At 54.0% G+C, this 19364-nt stretch carries 15 protein-coding genes; 8 read left to right on the top strand and 7 right to left on the bottom strand.

Features of this window, described 5'->3' with window-relative positions; translation table 11 throughout:
• The first annotated feature begins 74 nt into the window (after nt 1-74).
• The gene (locus tag SK32_RS13410) at nt 75-2084 is read left to right on the top strand and encodes a TonB-dependent receptor domain-containing protein (protein ID WP_048213484.1); all 2010 of its coding nucleotides are present in this window, start codon (nt 75-77) and stop codon (nt 2082-2084) included.
• A gap of 56 nt (nt 2085-2140) precedes the next feature.
• Here the strand turns inward: SK32_RS13410 and SK32_RS13415 are convergent, their stop codons facing one another.
• Genes SK32_RS13415 through tamA form a run of 3 tightly spaced genes read right to left on the bottom strand, consistent with a single transcriptional unit; the run spans nt 2141 to nt 7994 of the window.
• On the bottom strand, nt 2141-2485 hold the full coding sequence (locus SK32_RS13415; protein ID WP_048212859.1) for a gamma-glutamylcyclotransferase family protein: 345 nt from the start codon (nt 2483-2485) through the stop codon (nt 2141-2143).
• Between the two features lie 2 nt (nt 2486-2487).
• Nucleotides 2488-6264: an autotransporter assembly complex protein TamB gene (gene tamB / locus SK32_RS13420; RefSeq protein ID WP_048212860.1), complete on the bottom strand. Its 3777-nt coding sequence runs from the start codon at nt 6262-6264 to the stop codon at nt 2488-2490.
• Entirely contained in the window at nt 6261-7994 is a 1734-nt protein-coding gene (gene tamA / locus SK32_RS13425; RefSeq protein WP_048212861.1) for an autotransporter assembly complex protein TamA, read from the bottom strand. The genes tamB and tamA overlap by 4 nt, the downstream gene beginning before the upstream one ends.
• A gap of 211 nt (nt 7995-8205) precedes the next feature.
• On the opposite strand from tamA, the gene msrA reads away from it, so the two are divergent.
• Together msrA and SK32_RS13435 are read left to right on the top strand one after the other, a co-directional pair.
• Entirely contained in the window at nt 8206-8844 is a 639-nt protein-coding gene (gene msrA, locus SK32_RS13430; RefSeq protein WP_048212862.1) for a peptide-methionine (S)-S-oxide reductase MsrA, read from the top strand.
• Nucleotides 8845-8996: 152 nt separating this feature from the next.
• Nucleotides 8997-10334, top strand: a complete 1338-nt coding sequence (locus tag SK32_RS13435) for a polyamine export protein PaeA (RefSeq protein WP_048212863.1) — start codon at nt 8997-8999, stop codon at nt 10332-10334.
• 65 nt (nt 10335-10399) lie between these two features.
• Here SK32_RS13435 and SK32_RS13440 read toward each other — a convergent pair whose 3' ends face one another.
• Complete coding sequence (locus SK32_RS13440; RefSeq protein WP_003025710.1) at nt 10400-10606, bottom strand: DUF1107 domain-containing protein; 207 nt, start codon at nt 10604-10606, stop codon at nt 10400-10402.
• Between the two features lie 326 nt (nt 10607-10932).
• On the opposite strand from SK32_RS13440, the gene SK32_RS13445 reads away from it, so the two are divergent.
• The gene (locus tag SK32_RS13445) at nt 10933-11490 is read left to right on the top strand and encodes a YtfJ family protein (protein ID WP_048212864.1); all 558 of its coding nucleotides are present in this window, start codon (nt 10933-10935) and stop codon (nt 11488-11490) included.
• On the opposite strand, the gene cysQ is transcribed toward SK32_RS13445, so the two are convergent.
• Nucleotides 11480-12220, bottom strand: a complete 741-nt coding sequence (gene cysQ / locus SK32_RS13450; protein WP_048212865.1) for a 3'(2'),5'-bisphosphate nucleotidase CysQ — start codon at nt 12218-12220, stop codon at nt 11480-11482. The genes SK32_RS13445 and cysQ overlap by 11 nt on opposite strands.
• A gap of 187 nt (nt 12221-12407) precedes the next feature.
• On the opposite strand from cysQ, the gene cpdB reads away from it, so the two are divergent.
• On the top strand, nt 12408-14351 hold the full coding sequence (gene cpdB, locus SK32_RS13455) for a 2',3'-cyclic-nucleotide 2'-phosphodiesterase (protein ID WP_086523547.1): 1944 nt from the start codon (nt 12408-12410) through the stop codon (nt 14349-14351).
• Nucleotides 14352-14393: 42 nt separating this feature from the next.
• On the opposite strand, the gene SK32_RS13460 is transcribed toward cpdB, so the two are convergent.
• A complete protein-coding gene (locus tag SK32_RS13460) occupies nt 14394-14774 on the bottom strand; it encodes a winged helix-turn-helix transcriptional regulator (RefSeq protein WP_048213485.1) in 381 nt (126 codons plus the stop codon).
• Between the two features lie 90 nt (nt 14775-14864).
• Between SK32_RS13460 and SK32_RS13465 the strand changes: the two genes are divergently transcribed.
• The 3 genes from SK32_RS13465 (at nt 14865) to SK32_RS13475 (ending at nt 17664) form a co-directional block, all read left to right on the top strand.
• Nucleotides 14865-15713, top strand: a complete 849-nt coding sequence (locus SK32_RS13465; protein WP_048212867.1) for an SDR family oxidoreductase — start codon at nt 14865-14867, stop codon at nt 15711-15713.
• Nucleotides 15714-15794: 81 nt separating this feature from the next.
• Nucleotides 15795-16619, top strand: a complete 825-nt coding sequence (locus tag SK32_RS13470; RefSeq protein ID WP_048213486.1) for an AraC family transcriptional regulator — start codon at nt 15795-15797, stop codon at nt 16617-16619.
• Nucleotides 16620-16695: 76 nt separating this feature from the next.
• Nucleotides 16696-17664 (top strand): DMT family transporter, encoded by a 969-nt coding sequence (locus tag SK32_RS13475; protein ID WP_048212868.1) that lies wholly within the window; start codon nt 16696-16698, stop codon nt 17662-17664.
• Nucleotides 17665-17725: 61 nt separating this feature from the next.
• Here the strand turns inward: SK32_RS13475 and SK32_RS13480 are convergent, their stop codons facing one another.
• Nucleotides 17726-19297 (bottom strand): methyl-accepting chemotaxis protein, encoded by a 1572-nt coding sequence (locus SK32_RS13480; protein WP_048212869.1) that lies wholly within the window; start codon nt 19295-19297, stop codon nt 17726-17728.
• Between the last annotated feature and the right edge of the window lie 67 nt (nt 19298-19364).

Here is a 19364-nt window from a genome sequence, read left to right on the forward strand (position 1 = left end):
GCTTCTTACACCTTGCAGCTTTTCCGGGCTGCAAGGTGATGCTTTTGTTTTTTACTTTTCAGGTGTCTTATATTATGAAAACGCGTCAACTTATTACGCTGACAGGGATCGTTGCATTCTCTGGCGGGGTTATTTTCCCCACTCAGGCAGAAGAACTCACCGAAACCTCACGCAATAATGAAGATGAAATGGTGATCACCGCATCCGGGTTCTCGCAGCAAAAGCGCGAAGCGCCGGCCACCATTTCAGTTATCGATCGTAAAACGCTGGATATTCAGCCGGACCGTAGCATTGGTGAAGCGATTAAAAACCTTCCTGGCGTCTCGGTTACCAACAGCAGCGGCATGAATGCGGGCAGCATTATGATCCGCGGTATGGACCCGTCCTATACCGCTTTTATGGTCAACAGTGTCAAACAAAATACCGGTGAGTCACGCCCCTACGGCCATGATATCGGTACTGAAGCCAACTTCTTACCGCCAATGGAGGCCATTGAGCGTATCGAAGTTATCCGCGGGCCAATGTCCTCGCTGTACGGCTCAGATGCCATCGGCGGTGTGGTCAACGTGATTACCAAAAAGCCGTACGGCGCGAAAGACTGGACGACGGCGATTGCGGCGAATACCTGGCTTCAGGAACACCAGTATTTGGGTAATACCAGCCAGATGAATCTGTTTACCATGGGGCCGATTGTGCCAGATGTTCTCGGCCTTAGCGTAGCGGCCGACTGGCTCGACCGTCGCGATGACGATCGCAATGACTATTTCGGCAAACACAACCGTAAATCCGTTGATATGACGCTGGGCCTGGCCGCCAGCGAAAACAACCTGTTCGACCTCAACGTTGTCACCGGCGAGCAGGAGAAAAATCGCACTCAGAAACGCGGCGCGCCATGGTCATGGCTGTTCGATCGTAACGCCGCCACCCTGACACATACCGGCTGGTATGCAGATGACACCATCGCGACGACCAACTACATCAACTACGAAAAGGGCCGCTCAAAATACGTTTATGACGGTCAGTCCCCGCAGTATGTGCAGATGGAAAACTATGTCGCTAATTCGCAAACCACGTTTACACTCGACAACCATAAACTGACCATCGGGGCGAATTTTACCCGCGAAGAGTTAAATGACCGCTTTGATGTGGCTAACAAAACGCTGCCCGGCTCAGAGCCGGTAACCAAAATCAGCCGCAACGGCTGGGCATTGTTTGCTGAAGACGGCTGGAGCATTGACGATTTCATCCTGACCACTTCGGCGCGTATGGATCAGGACGATAACTTTGGTACACATATTACGCCAAAAATGTACGGCAACTGGGCCTTCAGCGATGCCTGGGCGCTAAAGGGCGGTATTTCGGCAGGATATAAAAAACCGGAGCTACGCGCGACCTCCAGCAACTTCGTCACCCCTTACGGCTCAACCGTGCCTTATCCCTTCCTGACGGTAGGTAATGACGACCTGAAACCAGAGAAAAGCGTTAACTCTGAACTGGGCCTCTACTGGACGGGCGACGCGCTGGCTCTGGATAGCACGGTCTTCTATACCCAGTTCAAAGACAAAATCGCTGAACAAACCATTTGTGAAACCACGGCGACAAACCAGTGCTCGGTGAATGGCTACAAAGCAGATTCCGTCAGTAAATACTTTAACGTCAGTGAGGCAGACGTATACGGCATTGAGCTGAATGCCGACTGGCAAATTAGCGCCGACCTCAAAGCCAACGCTAACTACACCTGGAACCACAGCGAACAGAAAAGCGGCATAAACAAAGGCTACGCGCTCAACGATTATCCGCGTCATATGGCGAATCTGTCGCTGACCTGGGCGGCGACACAGAGTCTCGACGTGTGGAGTACGGTGAACTATCGCAGCAGTAACCGCAACAGTGGTAATAACTACAAGTACGATGACTACACAATGGTTGATGTGGGCGTACGTTATCAGCTCAATAAGCACACGCAGTTGATGGCAGGGGTCTACAACGTGCTGGATGAGGATCCGAAGCTGACTACCGCGTGGAATGAATCCGCGCAGGTGGAAGGCCGTCGCTATAATCTCGGCGCGCGCGTAGAGTTTTAAGCCTTAAATAAACAACGCCACCCGAAGGCGGCGTTGTTTATTCTCGTAGCGATATATCAGTACTGGTCTCGGTCTAACCAGTTACCGCTTTCAATCAGCGTTAATCCCTCGACTGAACGTTGGTACACGTACATCCATGCACTTCCGTACGGCGTCTGAATTAACTGGCGTGCATATTCGCCACCTCGCGTACGCAGAGCGTCAAGCTCTGCCAGCGTGGCGTTGTCAATACGATAAACTTCCCCGTGTACCGTTCCGTTCCCCGGAACTGCGCCTGGATAGTGGCCCAGGCTGTACAACTGGTAGTTGTCGATACTGAAATTTCCCAGCAACAGGGCATTGGTCATCCAGTGGCTGTTGCCTTGTTTGGTTCGTAAACTGCCGTAGACAAATATTCGCATTGCTAAAACTCGAACTGATAGAGCAAATCAAGTGCCTGATCTACGCCAGACACGGCTTCCAGATATAGCTTAGGCATCAGACGATAACGTAGCGTGAGTGTCGCTAAGGAGTCAAATATACCCACACCATATTTCACCTGCAGACCTGGCAGTACGTATCCGCTGACAACCACCTGAGAGGAGTCACCCACCCCTTGCGTGTCCAGTGCCAGATTGCTTACGCCAAATGTCTCCCCGATTTTACCCACAACCTGACCACTTTGTGCAACCCCCAGGCCAATAAGCATTGAGGTCATCGCCGCGCTGTCGCTCTGCTCGCTGTCCAGCCCTTGTCCGCGCAGCAGGTAGGAAAGCGTCATTTGCTGCGACATTGCCGGGTCAGAGAAGATCTCCGCTTTCGGTTCATCAGCAGTGCCGGTGACGCGAACGCCGGCGATCACATCGTCTTCGGTGGCATCCGGGTTACGAATCGCTTCGATGTTGAGCAACGGCTGATCCGGCGGGCCGGAGAACAACAGCTCGCCCTTACGCACAATCAGATCCTGACCATAGGCATGGAAGCGACCGCTCGGGATATTAATTTGTCCGTTCAGCCCCAGCCCCTGCTTATCCTGCGCAACTTTCAGATCGCCCGTCAGACGTGCTTTCAGACCAAAAGCATCAATACGTACGTTGTTGCCTACATGAATGTTCAGGTTGCTGTTGATCGGAATACCGGCGCTTTGCGGCTTCTCTGGCTGCAGGTTGTCGTTGAGCATGACCATGTCGCTGGACACCCCTACCGCACTTTCCGGCAGGTCGTGCACCACAATACGCGCCCACGGCACATCCACGTTGCCATCCAGGGTAAACAGACTCGGCGTGGCTTCAAAGACCACGTCCGGAGAGACATCCAGACGAACCATCGGCGGCACGGTAATACGAACCCTACTGCCTTTAGCCGCGACCCGCGCCCGCCAGTTGTCTATCTGACTCCAGTCGGCATCGCCGCTCAGGTTAATCTGCCCCTGCTGCGTACGCACCACGCCCGCTAACGTCGAACGCGTTCCGGTGAAGTTAACGGCTAACTGGCTGGGCTGCATGTCAAACGGCATAAAGTTGCCGTCGATATCCAGACCGCTCAGTTGCAGTTGTCCAAGCAGTTGTGGGCTTTGCACATCGCCGCCCAGACGCAGATTGGCGTTGATCATTCCCGCGGCTTTTTCACCTCTGGAGAAGATAGGGTTCACCATCGCCAGATTGAAGCTGCGAATATTGACGTTACCGCCCAGATTACGGCGTCCTTGCGGATCGGTTACCTGCACCTGGCCGTCGAACTGCCCGTTGTTGGTCAGGCGAATCAGCCAGCCCAGTTCAGCACGGTTGTTGTGCAGGTCAGCGGTCAGATTCAGCGTCTCAAACGCCACCGGTAACGCGGCATCGTTTACGCTCTGGGTGACCTTCACGTTACGCCCACTTAGCGTGACCTGTCCCTGCGGCAGCCCCTCTTTGGTGGTGTCCCAGCTCACATCGGCTTTACCGGTGAACACGCCGCTGGCCTGGGTTGTCTCCGGCATAAACGGTTTCAGCATTGCCAGATCGAAACGGTTCAGATTCACCACCGCGCGCCCTTCCGCGCCCGCATCAATCGTCTGTGGCACGCACAGTTCCGCATTCGGGTTATTCCAGCAGTGTGGCCCAATGCTGATTTTCTGTTCCTGATTACGGTAATCAAGCGCAATCGCGCGGTTAAGCGACCACGGACCAACCGGCGTCTGGAAGCGGGTATTGCTCAACGCCCCTTTCCAGCGCTGTTCTTTGCGATCGAAGCTGCCTGCCAGATCAAGCTGTCCGGAAACCGGCTCCCCCTGAATGCGTAGCTGTAATTCATGTTGCTTTTCACTGCCTTTCGCGTTGAGCGTCACGAGGCCGATATTCACGTCAGGTTGTACAATCCGCTCTACGCGAACATTGAGATTACCGGCGATTTGCTCGGCCGATTTCACGTCGCCTTCGACGCGTACCTGAGCGACGGAAAGTTCCTGCCAGCGCAGACCACGGGCGGTGATATCCGCCAGCAGCTGTGGTGCTTCAACCGTACCGCGAACTTTTACCAGCCCTTTCGCCGTACCGCCCAGCCCCGGCAGCGCGTTATCCAGGCTTGGGGCATCAATCGTCGCGTCGAGGTTGAGGTCTTTAACCCCCAGTTCACCTTTTACGTCCGCACTGTTGCGTCCCAGCTCCAGATGCAGGCCCGGAATGATCCATTGCAGGTAACTGTTCCCCTTCAGCGAACCGTTCACATTGACCTTATTCTGTTTTACATTCCCGGTCAGCTTCAGCTCCGGAACCTCCATCTGCCAGCTTCCGCCATACAGACTGCCGCGGGTTTTCACCAGACCATTCAGTTTTGACGGCCAGTCCGGGATCTCTTTTGCCGTATTGATGCCATCCAGCGTCAACTCTCCGCGCCAGCTGATCGCCTGCTGCCAGTCCACCAGCGCTTTCAGCTCGGTTTTTCCTTCCAGCGCCGCAACGCTGAGTTTGTCGAGATTGATCTGCTGTTCGTTGCCTTTAGCATCCAGCGTGATGGTAGCTGGAGGAATATCCTGTCCCTTCACGGCGGTACGCATCGACAACGTGTAGTCGGTCATCTTGCCGGTCAGCTTTAGCTTGATGTCATCGGCCTGAAACTGTTTGTCGCCGGTAAACGGCCAGTAAATCTGCTTACTCACCACTTCCAGATTGAGCGGCAACCCGGCTTCCGCCAGACGCGTTTGCGCCCGCAGATCCATATCCACCGGACCGGACAGGTTTATGCCGACTTCCAGTTGGTCACGCAGCGCGCCGCCGACCTTCAGCTTCACCTTTTCGCCTTTTAACGGGTCGATGTTCAGCGTGCTGTTTAACGTAATATCGACCGGCCATGTGTCGGTGAGCTGCGCCGTGCCGCTGGCTTTTACCGCCCCCTGATTCGAGTCGATATCCAGCGCGTCCAGCTTCATGTTGCCGTCAATGCTGCTCACTTTCAGCAGCAGGTTATGTACCGTGAGATCCGTATCCCCGGTCACGCGCAGCTGCTCGCCGCGAAATTCTTCAATATTGAGATTGAGCGGCAGATGCACATCGGCCATTTCCGGCAGCACCGGCTTTGAGAACAGATCTTTTAGCGTTTCGCCGAGCGGTTTTTCATCCGGCTGCGGGTTTTGAATTTTTGGTTCAACGACCTCTTCCTGTGCCACTTCCGCCACTTTAGGCAGGGCAATCAGCAACCCCTGCAATGACGTTGGCTTCAGGGTCAGCGTTTTTTCCTGCCAGTTCAGGCCGGAGGTAAAATCCAGCACGGAAACCGTGGTGTCATCAATTTTGATATTGATGTTGTTAAGCGCCACGTGTGAAAGCGTGATGGGGTAAGGCGTGGAAAGGTTAAGCGGACCGCTCTCTTCTTCCTCCACCGGCGCTGATGGCGGCATTTTTTTGCTGTCGATCGCTACGTTGATATTTTTCAGCGACAGATCGTTGACGCACAGACTGCTGTTCCACAGGCAATTAAGCCCCACGGCCAGATGTACTTCGCCAGCATTCACCGCCACGCCGGGCTGGTCATAACGAATATTTTTCAGTGATAAATCCCGCCAGCCACCGGTGACCTGACCAATCTCCAGCCCCGGAAGCCAACGATTAGCTGCTTTGAAGACCAGATGCAGACCGGAGGTTGTCCCCACCAGGAACGCGACGGTACCTAACAACAGCAGGATAACAACCAGTACCCCGAGGCTTATCTTCTTCCATAAACTCATAATTCAGGCCCCAGACCGATGTAAAACTGTAAACCATGTTCATCTTTGTCGCCGACGGGGACGGCAAAGTCGAGCTTGATAGGTCCTACCGGCGATTGCCAGCGAACGCCGACCCCGGCACCGGTTTTGAAATCGCTTTTGCGAATATCGCTGACCGCTTCACCGCTATCGACAAACATCGCGCCCCACCATTTCCCGGTCACGTTGTACTGGTATTCCAGCGAGCCCGTCGCCAGCTTCGAGGCCCCTTTCAGCTTGCCGTCGCTGCCTTCGGGTGAAATAGATTTGTATTTGTAGCCGCGGATACTACGGTCGCCCCCGGCGAAGAAACGCAGATCTGGCGGGACTTTGTCGAAGTCACCGGTTTCAATCCAGCCGAGGTTACCGCGCATCACAAAACGGTGCTTGTCGTACAGTGTACGGATCCAGACGTTCTGCGCCTGGAAAACGGAGAAATCAACGTCTGAGCCCCAGGCTGTGTTGGAGTAATCGATGGAATAACGTTGGGAGTCGCCCCAGACGGGCATCAGGCCGCCGCGCGAGCGCGTCCGGCTAATCATCACCCCCGGATAAAGCAGCATGGTGGTATTGGTAACGTTACCCTGGGTAAAGTGGTCGAGGCTCCAGCGCAGGTTGATTGCACGCTGCCAGCCACTCGACAGATCCCAGTAGCGGGAGACCGCGAGCGTGGTTGAGTCCTGCTCGGTGTCGTTTAAATCGGTACGCTTAAAGCCCCCCTGCACCAGGTAATACTGCTCCAGCGGGTTCTTTAACAGCGGCATTTTATAGCTGAAATCAAGGACCTGCTCTGGCGCAGAAATACTGGCACTGGTGGTCAGGCTATGGCCGTAGGAGTTCATCCACGGCTTTTTCCACGAGGTTTTCAACCGCGGTCCCACGTCAGTAGAGTAGCCGGCCCCGGTTTCGATGGTATTTTCGGTGCGCGGCGAGACCACGCCTTTTAGCGGCAGTACTTTGGTTTCACGGGCTTTATCAAATTCAGGCGCCACCACCACAGAATTAAACCATCCGGTTGCCGAAAGGCGACGGTTTAGCTCTGCCAGATCTTTCGACTCGTACTCTTTGCCCTCTTTGAACGGCACCAGGTTTTGCAGGTACTCATCGCGAATTTGCGAACCTTCAAAAGTGACATGGCCAAAGCGGTAGCGCTCTCCGCTGTTGTAATCAATATCCCAGAATGCCTGGCGGCGATCGAGTGCAATTCCGAGCTGACTTTTATTAAATTCGCTGTCGAAATAGCCTTTACGCAATGCCACGCTGGTGAGCGACTTTTTGAAGCTGTCATAATCGCCCTGATTCAGCACGGTGCCGATTGCCGGGCGTGTTTTCAGCAGATCCAGGTAATCTTTATCCGTACGTGCGCCACCGCGCAGAATCACTTCTGTGCCGCCAATCAGCACCGGCTCACCGGGGGTCACTTTGGCAATCAGCACCTGGCGTCCTTTCGCCGGCGGCGGACGCAGTTCAAAATCAATGGTCGGCTCAAAGTAGCCCAGCGCTTTTAGCCCTTCGCGGATAGCATCATCAACGCGCGCACGAAAGCGTCGGTCTGGTGTGACTTCGTCACTTTGAATCGTGGACAGCTGCGCACGGACGTTTTTCTCCAGCGGCCCTGATAATCCTTCGACCTGTAAGCGAACATTCGCAGCAGCGGCGGAGCCACTTAAGCACAGTAATCCCACCCAACATAACTGACGGATATGTGGCACATTTTCTCCTGAATATCCTTTTTTCCACCCCTGGAAAAAAATACTATGCCGTTCCTCGGCTTAACAAAAAATCAACAATAAGAGTTGAAAAACAGACGACAACCCAAATATTTCTTATGTTTAACTCTAGACGCATTCACGCTGTTTATTTTGGGCAAAGACGCGTCTCGTTACAACCTTAACCCAAATGACTGATTTCGGGAGAACGGCCATGAGTTTATTTGATAGAAAGCATCTCGTTACTCAAGCAGATGCCCTACCTGGACGCAACACCCCGATGCCAGTGGCAACGCTGCATGCGGTTAACCAACGTTCGATGACCAACGTGCCCGATGGTATGGAGATAGCTTATTTCGCCATGGGATGCTTCTGGGGCGTTGAACGTTTATTCTGGTCATTACCCGGCGTATATAGCACCGCAGCCGGCTACACCGGTGGCTATACCCCTAACCCAACCTATCGGGAAGTCTGTTCTGGCGATACCGGACACGCCGAAGCGGTACGCGTCGTCTATGACCCGCATGTTATCAGCTACGAACAACTGCTGCAGGTGTTCTGGGAAAATCACGATCCGGCGCAGGGCATGCGTCAGGGGAACGACCAGGGTACGCAGTATCGCTCCGCCATTTACCCGTTAACGCCGGAACAAACCGCCGCCGCACAAGCCAGCCTTGAGCGTTTTCAGGCAGCAATGACCGACGCAGGCGATGAACGCGAGATTACGACGGAAATCAGCACGGCGACTCCGTTCTACTACGCCGAGGACGATCACCAGCAATATCTGCATAAAAACCCTTATGGATACTGTGGCATTGGCGGCATAGGCGTTTGCCTGCCGCCGCAAGGATAATCGCCGCCCTCTGGCGGCTTTACAGTACCTTACGCTATACTAGCTCCTGAAATTGCCGGTCCACTCCCTTCGGACCGGTTTTCAATGTGTATTTCACACAGATTTATCAATTTATCCCTTCCGAGGATCTGGCCTTAACGGTCGGATAAGATATGTTAAACAGTATTTTAGTCATTCTCTGCCTGATCGCCGTGAGTGCGTTTTTCTCGATATCCGAGATCTCGCTTGCTGCGTCACGCAAAATCAAACTTAAACTGCTTGCCGATGAAGGCAACGTAAACGCACAGCGTGTTTTGAAGATGCAGGAAAACCCCGGCATGTTCTTTACCGTTGTGCAAATTGGTCTTAATGCGGTTGCTATTCTTGGCGGTATCGTCGGTGACGCGGCGTTTTCACCGGCATTTAACGGTCTGTTCTCGAAATACTTCGCCCCAGAGCTGTCCGAACAGTTAAGCTTTGTTCTGTCGTTCTCCCTGGTGACTGGCCTGTTCATCCTGTTCGCGGATTTAACCCCGAAACGCATCGGTATGATTGCGCCAGAAGCTGTAGCTTTGCGTATCATCAACCCGATGCGCTTCTGTCTGCTCGTGTTCCGCCCGCTGGTATGGTTCTTTAATGGTCTGGCAAATAACATTTTCCGTCTGTTTAAGATCCCGATGGTGCGCAAAGACGACATCACCTCGGACGATATTTACGCCGTAGTAGAAGCCGGCGCATTGGCAGGGGTTCTGCGCAAGCAGGAACATGAGCTGATCGAAAACGTATTTGAACTGGAATCCCGTACCGTGCCGTCTTCAATGACCTCGCGCGAAAACGTTATCTGGTTTGATCTGCACGAAGATGAACAGAGCCTGAAGAACAAAGTGGCGGAACATCCGCATTCCAAGTTTCTGGTCTGTAACGAAGATATCGACCACATCATTGGCTATGTTGATTCAAAGGATCTCCTCAACCGCGTACTGGCAAATCAAAGCATGGCGCTGAACAGCGGCGTACAGATCCGCAATACGCTGATTGTTCCGGATACGCTGACGCTCTCAGAAGCGCTGGAAAGCTTCAAAACCGCAGGTGAAGACTTTGCCGTCATCATGAACGAGTATGCACTGGTGGTGGGGATTATTACGCTTAATGACGTAATGACGACACTGATGGGTGACTTAGTCGGCCAGGGTCTGGAAGAACAGATTGTGGCGCGTGATGAGAACTCATGGTTAGTTGATGGTGGTACGCCGATTGATGACGTGATGCGTGTGCTGGATATCGACGAGTTTCCGCAGTCCGGCAACTATGAAACCATCGGCGGTTTCATGATGTTCATGCTGCGTAAAATCCCGAAACGCACCGACTCGGTGAAGTATTCTGGCTACAAATTTGAAGTGGTGGATATCGATAACTACAAGATCGATCAGCTGCTGGTGACGCGCCTGGACAGCAAACCTACCGTTCTGGTACCAAAGCTGCCGGATGCAAAAGAAGAGACCAAAGCGTAATCCCGCCAGAAACATCAACGGCTCCCATCAGGAGCCGTTTTTTTAACTACTGCATAGCACTTTGATCAAGCCATCTCAGTTTGCAGACGCAAGACCTGACGGTTAACTTCGGACATAACAGAAAAATGCAGTTTGTCCTTCACTTTTGGGATAAGAATCTTACCCTTATCAAACTCAAAAGCGCCTACGTCCTTGATATATAACCGTCCACGAAACAGGATCTTCACGTACTTCGCCACCTGCAGCGGGTTGTATCGTTGGAAAATTTTCATTGTATCTCCTGCTGAGCGTTACGCCTTTGCGGTACCACAATCGGTCCGACAATCCTCAGGCGCAAATTTTAATGCCTTATGACTATAGACTATCTGAACGATGTTTCCAGCGTGTATAAGTTTATTTACCTTCAGGTTACAATTATTCAGAATTATCTTTTCAACGCTTCGCTGTCTTCAGTATAAGCCTTCATTTTTCGCAGGATTTGTGCGCCCGTCCGCAAACTGGCATCGCGCTTGCGGGAAAAAGCATCATTCGCACATATGATTAAATTCCAGGCCCAAGTGGTCGGATCACCTGCCAAATAAAGAAAGAAGGAAAACCCATGACCTTACAAAAACTGCTGGCCCTATCGTGCCTGCTGCTGCCGATGATTGCCTCCGCACATTCGTTTGAGACTAACCAGCGCGTGCCGCCGGTGGGTATTGCCGATCGCGGCGAACTGATTCTTGATAACGATAAGTTTAGCTACAAAAGCTGGAATAGCGCGCAACTGCCAGGGAAAGTCCGTATTGTGCAACACATCGCTGGACGTACCTCCGCCAAAGAGAAAAATGCGACACTGATTGAAGCCATCAAAGCGGCCAATCTGCCGCATGATAAATACCAGACCACCACTATCGTCAACACCGATGACGCCATTCCCGGCTCCGGTATGTTTGTGCGCAGCAGTCTGGAGAGCAATAAGAAGCTCTACCCGTGGTCACAATTTATTGTCGACAGCAACGGCATTGCGCGTAAGGCCTGGCAACTGGATGAAGAGAGCTCCGCTATCGTCGTTCTCGACAAAGACGGACGCGTACAGTGGGCAAAAGATGGGGCGCTAACGCAGGATGAGGTGCAGCAGGTGATTGCCCTGCTGCACAAACTGCTCAGTAAATAGAGACGCGGAAGCCGGGGTTGAGGAACGATTCACGTGGGGTGTAATCCAGAGGTTTCCCCTGCCAGTCGTGAACGTGCGCTCCGGCTGCGGCAGCAACCGCGTGGCCCGCAGCGGTGTCCCACACGTTTGTGGGTCCAAAACGCGGATACAGTTGCGCCTGCCCTTCCGCCACCAGGCAGAACTTCAGCGAGGAACCAATCGAGGTGGTCTGGTGCTCACCCAACTGTTGCAGATACTCTTTTAACTCATTGTCGGCATGGGAGCGGCTAATCACCACCAGCGGCGGACGCGCATCACGCACCTGGATTTGTTTGCGCACGCCGCACTCTTCTTTCCACGCTTTACCTTCTGCTGCGCTGTACATCACTTTCATTACCGGCGCGTAAACCACGCCCAGAACCGGCTTTCCCTTCTCGATAAGCGCAATGTTAACGGTAAATTCACCGTTACGCTTAATGAACTCTTTGGTCCCGTCCAGCGGGTCCACCAGCCAGTAGCGCTGCCAGTGCTGGCGAACATCCCAGCCAGGAGGCGCCTCTTCAGACAGAACAGGAATATCCGGCGTCAGCGCCAGTAATCCTTCGAGGATCACCTTGTGCGCGGCGATATCCGCCGCCGTGACCGGAGAATCGTCCTGCTTGCTGGTAATCTCCATCGGTTTGAGTCCATCGTAGACCTGCATAATGGCATCGCCCGCGTTCCGTGCAAGCTGGCATACATGTTCTAACATTCTCCACCTCGTTTCTTTCGTGGTGTTAACTCGTTGTTTTACTTATACCCGATCGCCAGGGGATCCGCCAACTGTGATAGCGTCTGCGGTTTTAAACGCTATATTCATGTCATGATTCACAGTTCTGTAAGCAAGAAGATTTATATACATTTTCTTTTGTGGCTTAGATCTTAAAAGGATGCCCCTGATGATTAAGTTTAGTGCAACGCTTCTGGCTACGCTGATTGCAGCCAGTGTGAATGCCGCGACCGTCGATCTACGGATAATGGAAACAACTGATTTGCATAGCAATATGATGGATTTCGATTATTACAAAGATACGGCGACTGAAAAATTTGGCCTGGTGCGTACGGCGAGTCTTATCAACGCTGCGCGTGGTGAAGTCAAAAACAGCGTGCTGGTTGATAACGGCGATTTGATTCAGGGCAGTCCGCTCGGGGATTACATGGCGGCCAAGGGGCTGAAAGCGGGCGAAACCCACCCGGTCTATAAGGCGCTGAATACGCTGGATTACGCGGTGGGTAACCTCGGCAACCATGAATTCAACTACGGTCTTGAGTATCTGCACAACGCACTAGCCGGGGCGAAGTTCCCTTACGTTAATGCCAATATCATCGACGTTAAGACCAAAAAGCCGCTGTTTACGCCTTATCTGATCAAAGACACTGAGGTTGTCGACCAGCAAGGGAACAAGCAGACGCTGAAGATAGGCTATATCGGTTTTGTGCCGCCGCAGATCATGACCTGGGATAAAGCCAACCTCAGCGGTAAAGTGACGGTGAACGACATCACCGAAACCGCACGTAAATACGTGCCTGAGATGCGAGCCAAAGGCGCGGATGTGGTGGTGGTGGTAGCTCACTCCGGGCTTTCAGCCGACCCGTATCAGACAATGGCGGAGAACTCCGTTTACTACCTCAGTGAAGTCCCGGGCGTGGATGCCATTATGTTTGGTCACGCTCACGCCGTTTTCCCCGGTAAAGACTTTGCCAACATCAAAGGTGCTGATATCACAAAAGGTACGCTCAATGGCGTTCCTGCGGTGATGCCGGGCATGTGGGGCGATCATCTGGGGGTGGTGGATTTAGTGCTGAATAACGACAGCGGTAAATGGCAGGTCACCCAGGCGAAAGCTGAAGCACGCCCGATCTATGACGCCACGGCCAAAAAATCACTGGCAGCAGAAGACAAAAAAATCGTTGAGATCCTGAAAGCCGATCACGACGCCACGCGTGAGTTTGTGAGCAAACCGATCGGTAAATCCGCCGACAATATGTACAGCTATCTGGCGCTGGTACAGGATGACCCGACCGTACAGGTGGTAAACAACGCGCAGAAAGCCTATGTGGAACATTTTATCCAGGGCGATCCGGACCTGGCGAAACTGCCGGTACTTTCCGCCGCCGCGCCGTTTAAGGTCGGCGGACGCAAGAACGATCCGGCAAGCTTTGTCGAAGTCGAAAAAGGTCAGCTCACCTTCCGTAACGCCGCCGATTTGTATCTCTATCCCAATACTCTGGTGGTGGTGAAAGCCAGCGGTAAAGAGGTGAAAGAGTGGCTGGAATGTTCCGCCGGGCAGTTCAATCAGATTGATATCCACAGCAGCAAACCACAGTCGTTGATTAACTGGGACGGCTTCCGTACCTATAATTTCGACGTGATTGATGGCGTGAATTATCAGATTGATGTTTCACAACCCGCCCGCTACGACGGGGAATGTCAGACCATTAATCCGAAAGCGGAACGTATTAAAAATCTGACCTTTAACGGCAAACCAATCGATCCGAATGCCACCTTCCTCGTCGCGACCAACAACTACCGCGCCTACGGCGGTAAGTTTGCCGGAACCGGCGACAGCCACATCGCGTTTGCTTCTCCGGATGAAAACCGCTCGGTGCTGGCCGCGTGGATAGGTGGCGAGACGAAGCGCGTCGGTGAAATACATCCGGCGGCAGATAACAACTGGCGTCTGGCGCCAATTCACAGCGATACGCCACTGGATATTCGCTTTGAAACATCACCGTCTGATAAAGCCGCGGCGTTTATCAAAGAGAAAGGGCAATATCCGCTGAAGAAAGTCGCGACCGATGACATCGGTTTCGCCATTTATCAGTTGGATTTGAGTAAGTAACTTTAGTGCCGGATAAGGCGTTAGCCGCCATCCGGCAATACTTTACGCCGCCCGCTCTTCCCGCTGCGCTAAAACCTGCGGCAAATTCAGTTCTATCCAGTCCGCCAGTGCGGCGACTTTATCGCTCACCTGCTCACCCAACGACGTCAGGCTATACTCCACATGCGGCGGTACGACCGGATACGATACCCGGTTGATAAACCCGTCCTGCTCCAGCGCTTGCAGAGATTGCGCCAGCATCTTTTCACTGACGCCGCCCATCTTACGGCGCAAATCGCTGAACCGGTGCGTACCGTCGCGCAGCGCCACCAGAATCAATACGCCCCAGCGGCTGGTGACGTGTTTTAACACCTCGCGGGAGGGACACTGTTCGGCAAACAAGTTGCCATCGCGTAACTGCTGGGAGAGCGTCGAAGCTGTCATTTTCATACTAACCTTTTTGTACGTACTTACTAAAAGTAAGTTTAGGTGTTAGCGTGATTAAACACAAGACCAATACCAGGGAGTCACCCCATGATCGCGATTACCGGCGCCACCGGCCAACTGGGCCAACACGTTATTGAATCTCTGCTGAAAACCGTTCCTGCCAGCCAGATTGTGGCAATCGTGCGTAATCCCGCTAAAGCGACGGCGCTTAGTCAGCAGGGCATTACCGTTCGTCAGGCGGATTACAGCGATGAAGCCGCCTTTACAACTGCCTTGCAGGGTATCGACAAGCTACTGCTGATCTCGTCGAGCGAAGTGGGACAACGTGCCCCGCAGCATCGCAACGTGATTAACGCAGCGAAAGCCGCTCACGTGAAATTTATCGCCTACACCAGCCTGCTGCACGCCGGCACCTCCCCGTTGGGGCTGGCTGATGAGCATATCGCAACCGAGAAGATGCTGGCTGAATCCGGTATCGCCTACGCGCTGCTGCGTAACGGCTGGTACACCGAAAACTATCTCGCCAGCGCCCCGGCCGCGCTGGAACACGGCGTCTTTATTGGCGCGGCAGGTGAAGGTAAAATCGCCTCGGCGACCCGCGCCGACTATGCCGCTGCCGCCGCGCGCGTCATCAGTGAAGACGGTCACGCCGGTAAAACCTATGAGCTGGCGGGCGACGCAGGCTGGACCCTGAGCCAGTTGGCTGCCGAACTGGCAAAACAGAGCGGTAAAAAAGTGGTGTATCAGAACCTGAGCGAAACTGACTTTGCCGCCGCACTGAAGGGCTTTGGTCTACCAGCCGGGCTGGCGGACATGCTGGCTGACTCAGACACTGGCGCCTCCAAAGGCGGTCTGTTCGACGACAGCCATACGCTAAGCAAACTGATTGGTCGCCCGACCACCTCGCTGGCTGACAGCGTCAAAGGCATCGTGTAAGTGTTAAAAATTAGTTAATTGTGGTGGCATCCCCGCGCATCCTCTCTGATAATGACAGGATGATGCGTGGGGAGAGAAAACGTGCAAGGTGTACCTGAGCAGTTTATTGATGAGAAAGACAGCGCCCGCTTTCGCCATCTGGCGCAGGTGCCGGGCGTAGAGCTGTATCATGCGCACATCTCACGTTACGCCTTTGAGCCGCACACTCATGAAGCGTTCGGCATTGGCGCGATAGAAGCCGGAGCCGAGCGTTTTCGCTATCGCGGCACGCAGTACGTGGCCCCCGCCCATTCCGTCGTCACCATGAATCCTGATGAGCTGCACACCGGCGAGGCCGAAACCGCCGACGGCTGGCGCTATCGGATGATTTATCTTGAGCCCGATCTTCTGGAAGAGGTCACCGGGATCCGCCACTGGTGGTTCCATGACGTTACCCGTCACGATCCGCTGCGCTCGCGCCAGATCTGCTCGTTGATCCACGGTCTGTGGAACACCGAAGATCCGTTGGCGCAAAAAGGACTATTGCTCGATCTGATCGACACGTTCCAGCCGCTGGCCCGCCACGCGCCGGTATTGCCGGAAGGAGCGCATCGCTTTGAACGCGTGCGCGAGTATCTGCACGATAATTATATGCATCCGGTCACGCTCGACGAGCTGGCGCGGGTTGCATCGCTGAGTCCCTGGCATTTTCAGCGCCAGTTCAAATTGCATTTCCACGTCACGCCGCACCAGATGCTGATGGCGATCCGTCTGTGGCGAGCCAAAGGTTTTCTTACCTACGGTATGCCCGCCGCAGAGGTCGCCGCCGCAACCGGCCTCACCGACCAGTCGCATCTCACCCGCGCCTTTACCCATCGCTACGGCATTACGCCGGTACGTTATCAGAAACAAGTCGTCCGGCGTTGATCAGCAATCTCATACAATACGGCGGCATTTTTCCTGCCTACACTCGACCTTATGTTAAGCGATGTGGATGTCAAAAATGATTAGCGGTGTGTTGTATGCCCTGCTGGCCGGGCTGATGTGGGGATTAATTTTTGTTGGGCCGCTGATCGTTCCGGAATACCCGGCGGTGTTACAGTCGATGGGGCGTTATCTGGCGCTGGGGCTGATCGCATTGCCGATTGCCTGGCTGGGACGTGTGCGCCTGCGTCAGTTGACGCGCAAAGACTGGGTAACCGCTCTGGCGTTAACCCTGATGGGCAATCTGATTTATTACGTTTGCCTGGCAAGCGCTATCCAGCGCACCGGCGCACCGGTCTCCACGATGATTATTGGTACATTGCCGGTGGTGATCCCGGTCTTCGCTAACCTGCTCTACAGCCAGCGTGACGGCAAATTATCATGGTGGCGTTTGTCGCCTGCGCTGGTGTTGATTGGTATAGGCCTGCTGTGCGTGAATATCTCAGAGCTGAATCAAGGGCTGCCTGATTTTAGCGGCTGGCGGTATGGCTCTGGCATCGCACTGGCGCTGATTTCGGTGGTGTGTTGGGCGTGGTATGCGCTGCATAATGCCCGCTGGCTGCGCGAGAATCCGGATAAGCACCCGATGATGTGGGCGACGGCCCAGGCACTGGTGACGCTGCCTGTTTCTCTGCTCGGTTATATTGCCGCCTGCCTGTGGCTGAACGGGCAAACGCCTGACTTCGCGCTGCCCTTCGGCCCGCGCCCGGGCGTGTTTATCGGCCTGATGATAGCCATTGCGGTCTTGTGTTCGTGGGTTGGCGCACTGTGCTGGAACGTCGCCAGCCAGAAGCTGCCGACGGTGATCCTCGGCCCGTTGATTGTCTTCGAAACGCTGGCTGGCCTGCTGTACACCTTTATTCTGCGCAAGGAATTTCCGCCGCTGCTGACGGTAAGCGGTATTGCGCTGCTGATAATAGGCGTGGTGATTGCGGTGCGGTCAAAACCGCAGAAACCGGCGGTAGTGCCGGTTTCGGGGGATGCCTGATGGCGCTGCGCTTACCAGGCCTACAAGGACTGTACGATCTCATGTAGGCCGGATAAGGCGTTTACGCCGCCATCCGGCGCGACACTTTAAACACCGCCACCGTCTGGTTCAACCGCGCGGCCTGCTCTTCGAGCGCGGCGGCGGCGGAAGCGGACTCCTCCACCAGCGAGGCGTTTTGCTGCGTGACGCGATCCATCTCAGCCACCGCCTGGCCGACCTGATCGATACCCCGACTCTGCTCATCGGAGGCCGAGGCTATCTCGCCCATAATATCGGTCACGCGGGTCACGGCGCTGACGATTTCCGCCATCGTTTCACCCGCTTCATGCACCAGCGCTGTACCGGCATTAACCCGATTCCCCGAGTCATCAATCAGCGCCTTAATCTCTTTTGCCGCCTGAGCGCTACGCTGCGCCAGCGTGCGGACCTCACCGGCAACGACAGCAAAGCCGCGCCCCTGTTCGCCCGCGCGCGCCGCTTCTACCGCCGCGTTCAGCGCCAGAATATTGGTCTGGAAAGCTATGCCGTCGATAACATTGGTTATTTGCGCGATTTTGCTGGAACTGGTGGCGATTTCATCCATCGTACGCACCACACCGTCGACCACGGCTCCACCTTTCTGCGCCGTCTGCGAGGCATTTTTTGCCAGACTGGTCGCCTGACGCGCGTTATCCGCATTCTGTTTCACGGTTGCGGTGAGTTGTTCCATGCTGGCAGCAGTTTCTTCCAGAGAAGCAGCCTGCTGCTCGGTACGTGAAGAGAGATCGTTACTGCCAGCGGCAATTTCACCCGCGCCGGTATAGATGGTGTCAGCCCCGTCACGCACTACGCTGACAGTGTTCGCCAGCGCCTGCTGCATCTCGCGGACGTTCTGGGCCAATAGCGCCATTTCGTTACGGCCATCAGCAGTAATAGTATGGGTCAGATCACCTGAAGCGATATGCCGAATATGCCCCATCACCTCGTGGAGTGGTTTCAGCAGGACACGCTGCATGGCAATCCAACTGACGATAATGACGGCCAACACAATCAACAGTATGGCGGATAACAACCAGATAATTTTCTGGTAGTCATTTTCGTTATCCCGAACGCCCTCATTTGCCAGCGCGGTTTGCGCGCTACGCCATTCCCGATAAACTTCCTGCATGGCCGTCTGCTTTTGCTCGGCATTCTGTTTGAACATCTCTTCCAGCTTGCCTTCAGCCAGCAGCGCGTTCATTTTTGCCAGCGCAGTAGAATAGATACCGTACTGTTCTTCCAGTCGATCGGCCAGATGCTCATCCAGTCCCGGCGTTTCCGGCAAGGCGTAGTATTTATCGTAATGCTCTTTCGATTCGGCCAACAGGCGATTTGCCGTGTTCACCAGTTCCTTCAACTGACCGCCGTTAATATCGCTGGCCATCGTGCCCTGTAAACGCAGCATGCCCCGGTTGAGCGTGACGCGAGCCTGGTTCAGGCTAATCCATGCATCGGTAAACTCGGCCACATTCTGGCTGGAAAGTTGAGAAACGTTAAAGTTTTCCTTGTCGTTTTTAAGCGCGCCAATAAATACGCCTGCGGAAATGAGCTGCATCGCGCCCAGGGCGAGTAACACGGTGATAAGTAAGGTTATCACTTTGATTCGTTTGAACATCTGTTGCCTTTTAATTATGCAGGTATTGTCTGAGGTCTAACTATCGGCAGCTGCGTCGGCTTATTTA

This window comes from Citrobacter sp. MGH100 (assembly GCF_001034465.1).
Taxonomy (GTDB): Bacteria; Pseudomonadota; Gammaproteobacteria; order Enterobacterales; family Enterobacteriaceae; genus Citrobacter; species Citrobacter youngae.

Coding starts and splice junctions, on each gene's coding strand:
- SK32_RS13410 (WP_048213484.1), top strand. CDS start 75: ATGAAAACGCGTCAACTTATTACGCTGACAGGGATCGTTGCATTCTCT.
- cysQ (WP_048212865.1), bottom strand. CDS start 12,220: ATGTTAGAACATGTATGCCAGCTTGCACGGAACGCGGGCGATGCCATT.
- SK32_RS13465 (WP_048212867.1), top strand. CDS start 14,865: ATGATCGCGATTACCGGCGCCACCGGCCAACTGGGCCAACACGTTATT.
- msrA (WP_048212862.1), top strand. CDS start 8,206: ATGAGTTTATTTGATAGAAAGCATCTCGTTACTCAAGCAGATGCCCTA.
- SK32_RS13440 (WP_003025710.1), bottom strand. CDS start 10,606: ATGAAAATTTTCCAACGATACAACCCGCTGCAGGTGGCGAAGTACGTG.
- SK32_RS13435 (WP_048212863.1), top strand. CDS start 8,997: ATGTTAAACAGTATTTTAGTCATTCTCTGCCTGATCGCCGTGAGTGCG.
- SK32_RS13460 (WP_048213485.1), bottom strand. CDS start 14,774: ATGACAGCTTCGACGCTCTCCCAGCAGTTACGCGATGGCAACTTGTTT.
- SK32_RS13415 (WP_048212859.1), bottom strand. CDS start 2,485: ATGCGAATATTTGTCTACGGCAGTTTACGAACCAAACAAGGCAACAGC.
- SK32_RS13445 (WP_048212864.1), top strand. CDS start 10,933: ATGACCTTACAAAAACTGCTGGCCCTATCGTGCCTGCTGCTGCCGATG.
- cpdB (WP_086523547.1), top strand. CDS start 12,408: ATGATTAAGTTTAGTGCAACGCTTCTGGCTACGCTGATTGCAGCCAGT.
- SK32_RS13475 (WP_048212868.1), top strand. CDS start 16,696: ATGATTAGCGGTGTGTTGTATGCCCTGCTGGCCGGGCTGATGTGGGGA.
- SK32_RS13480 (WP_048212869.1), bottom strand. CDS start 19,297: ATGTTCAAACGAATCAAAGTGATAACCTTACTTATCACCGTGTTACTC.
- tamB (WP_048212860.1), bottom strand. CDS start 6,264: ATGAGTTTATGGAAGAAGATAAGCCTCGGGGTACTGGTTGTTATCCTG.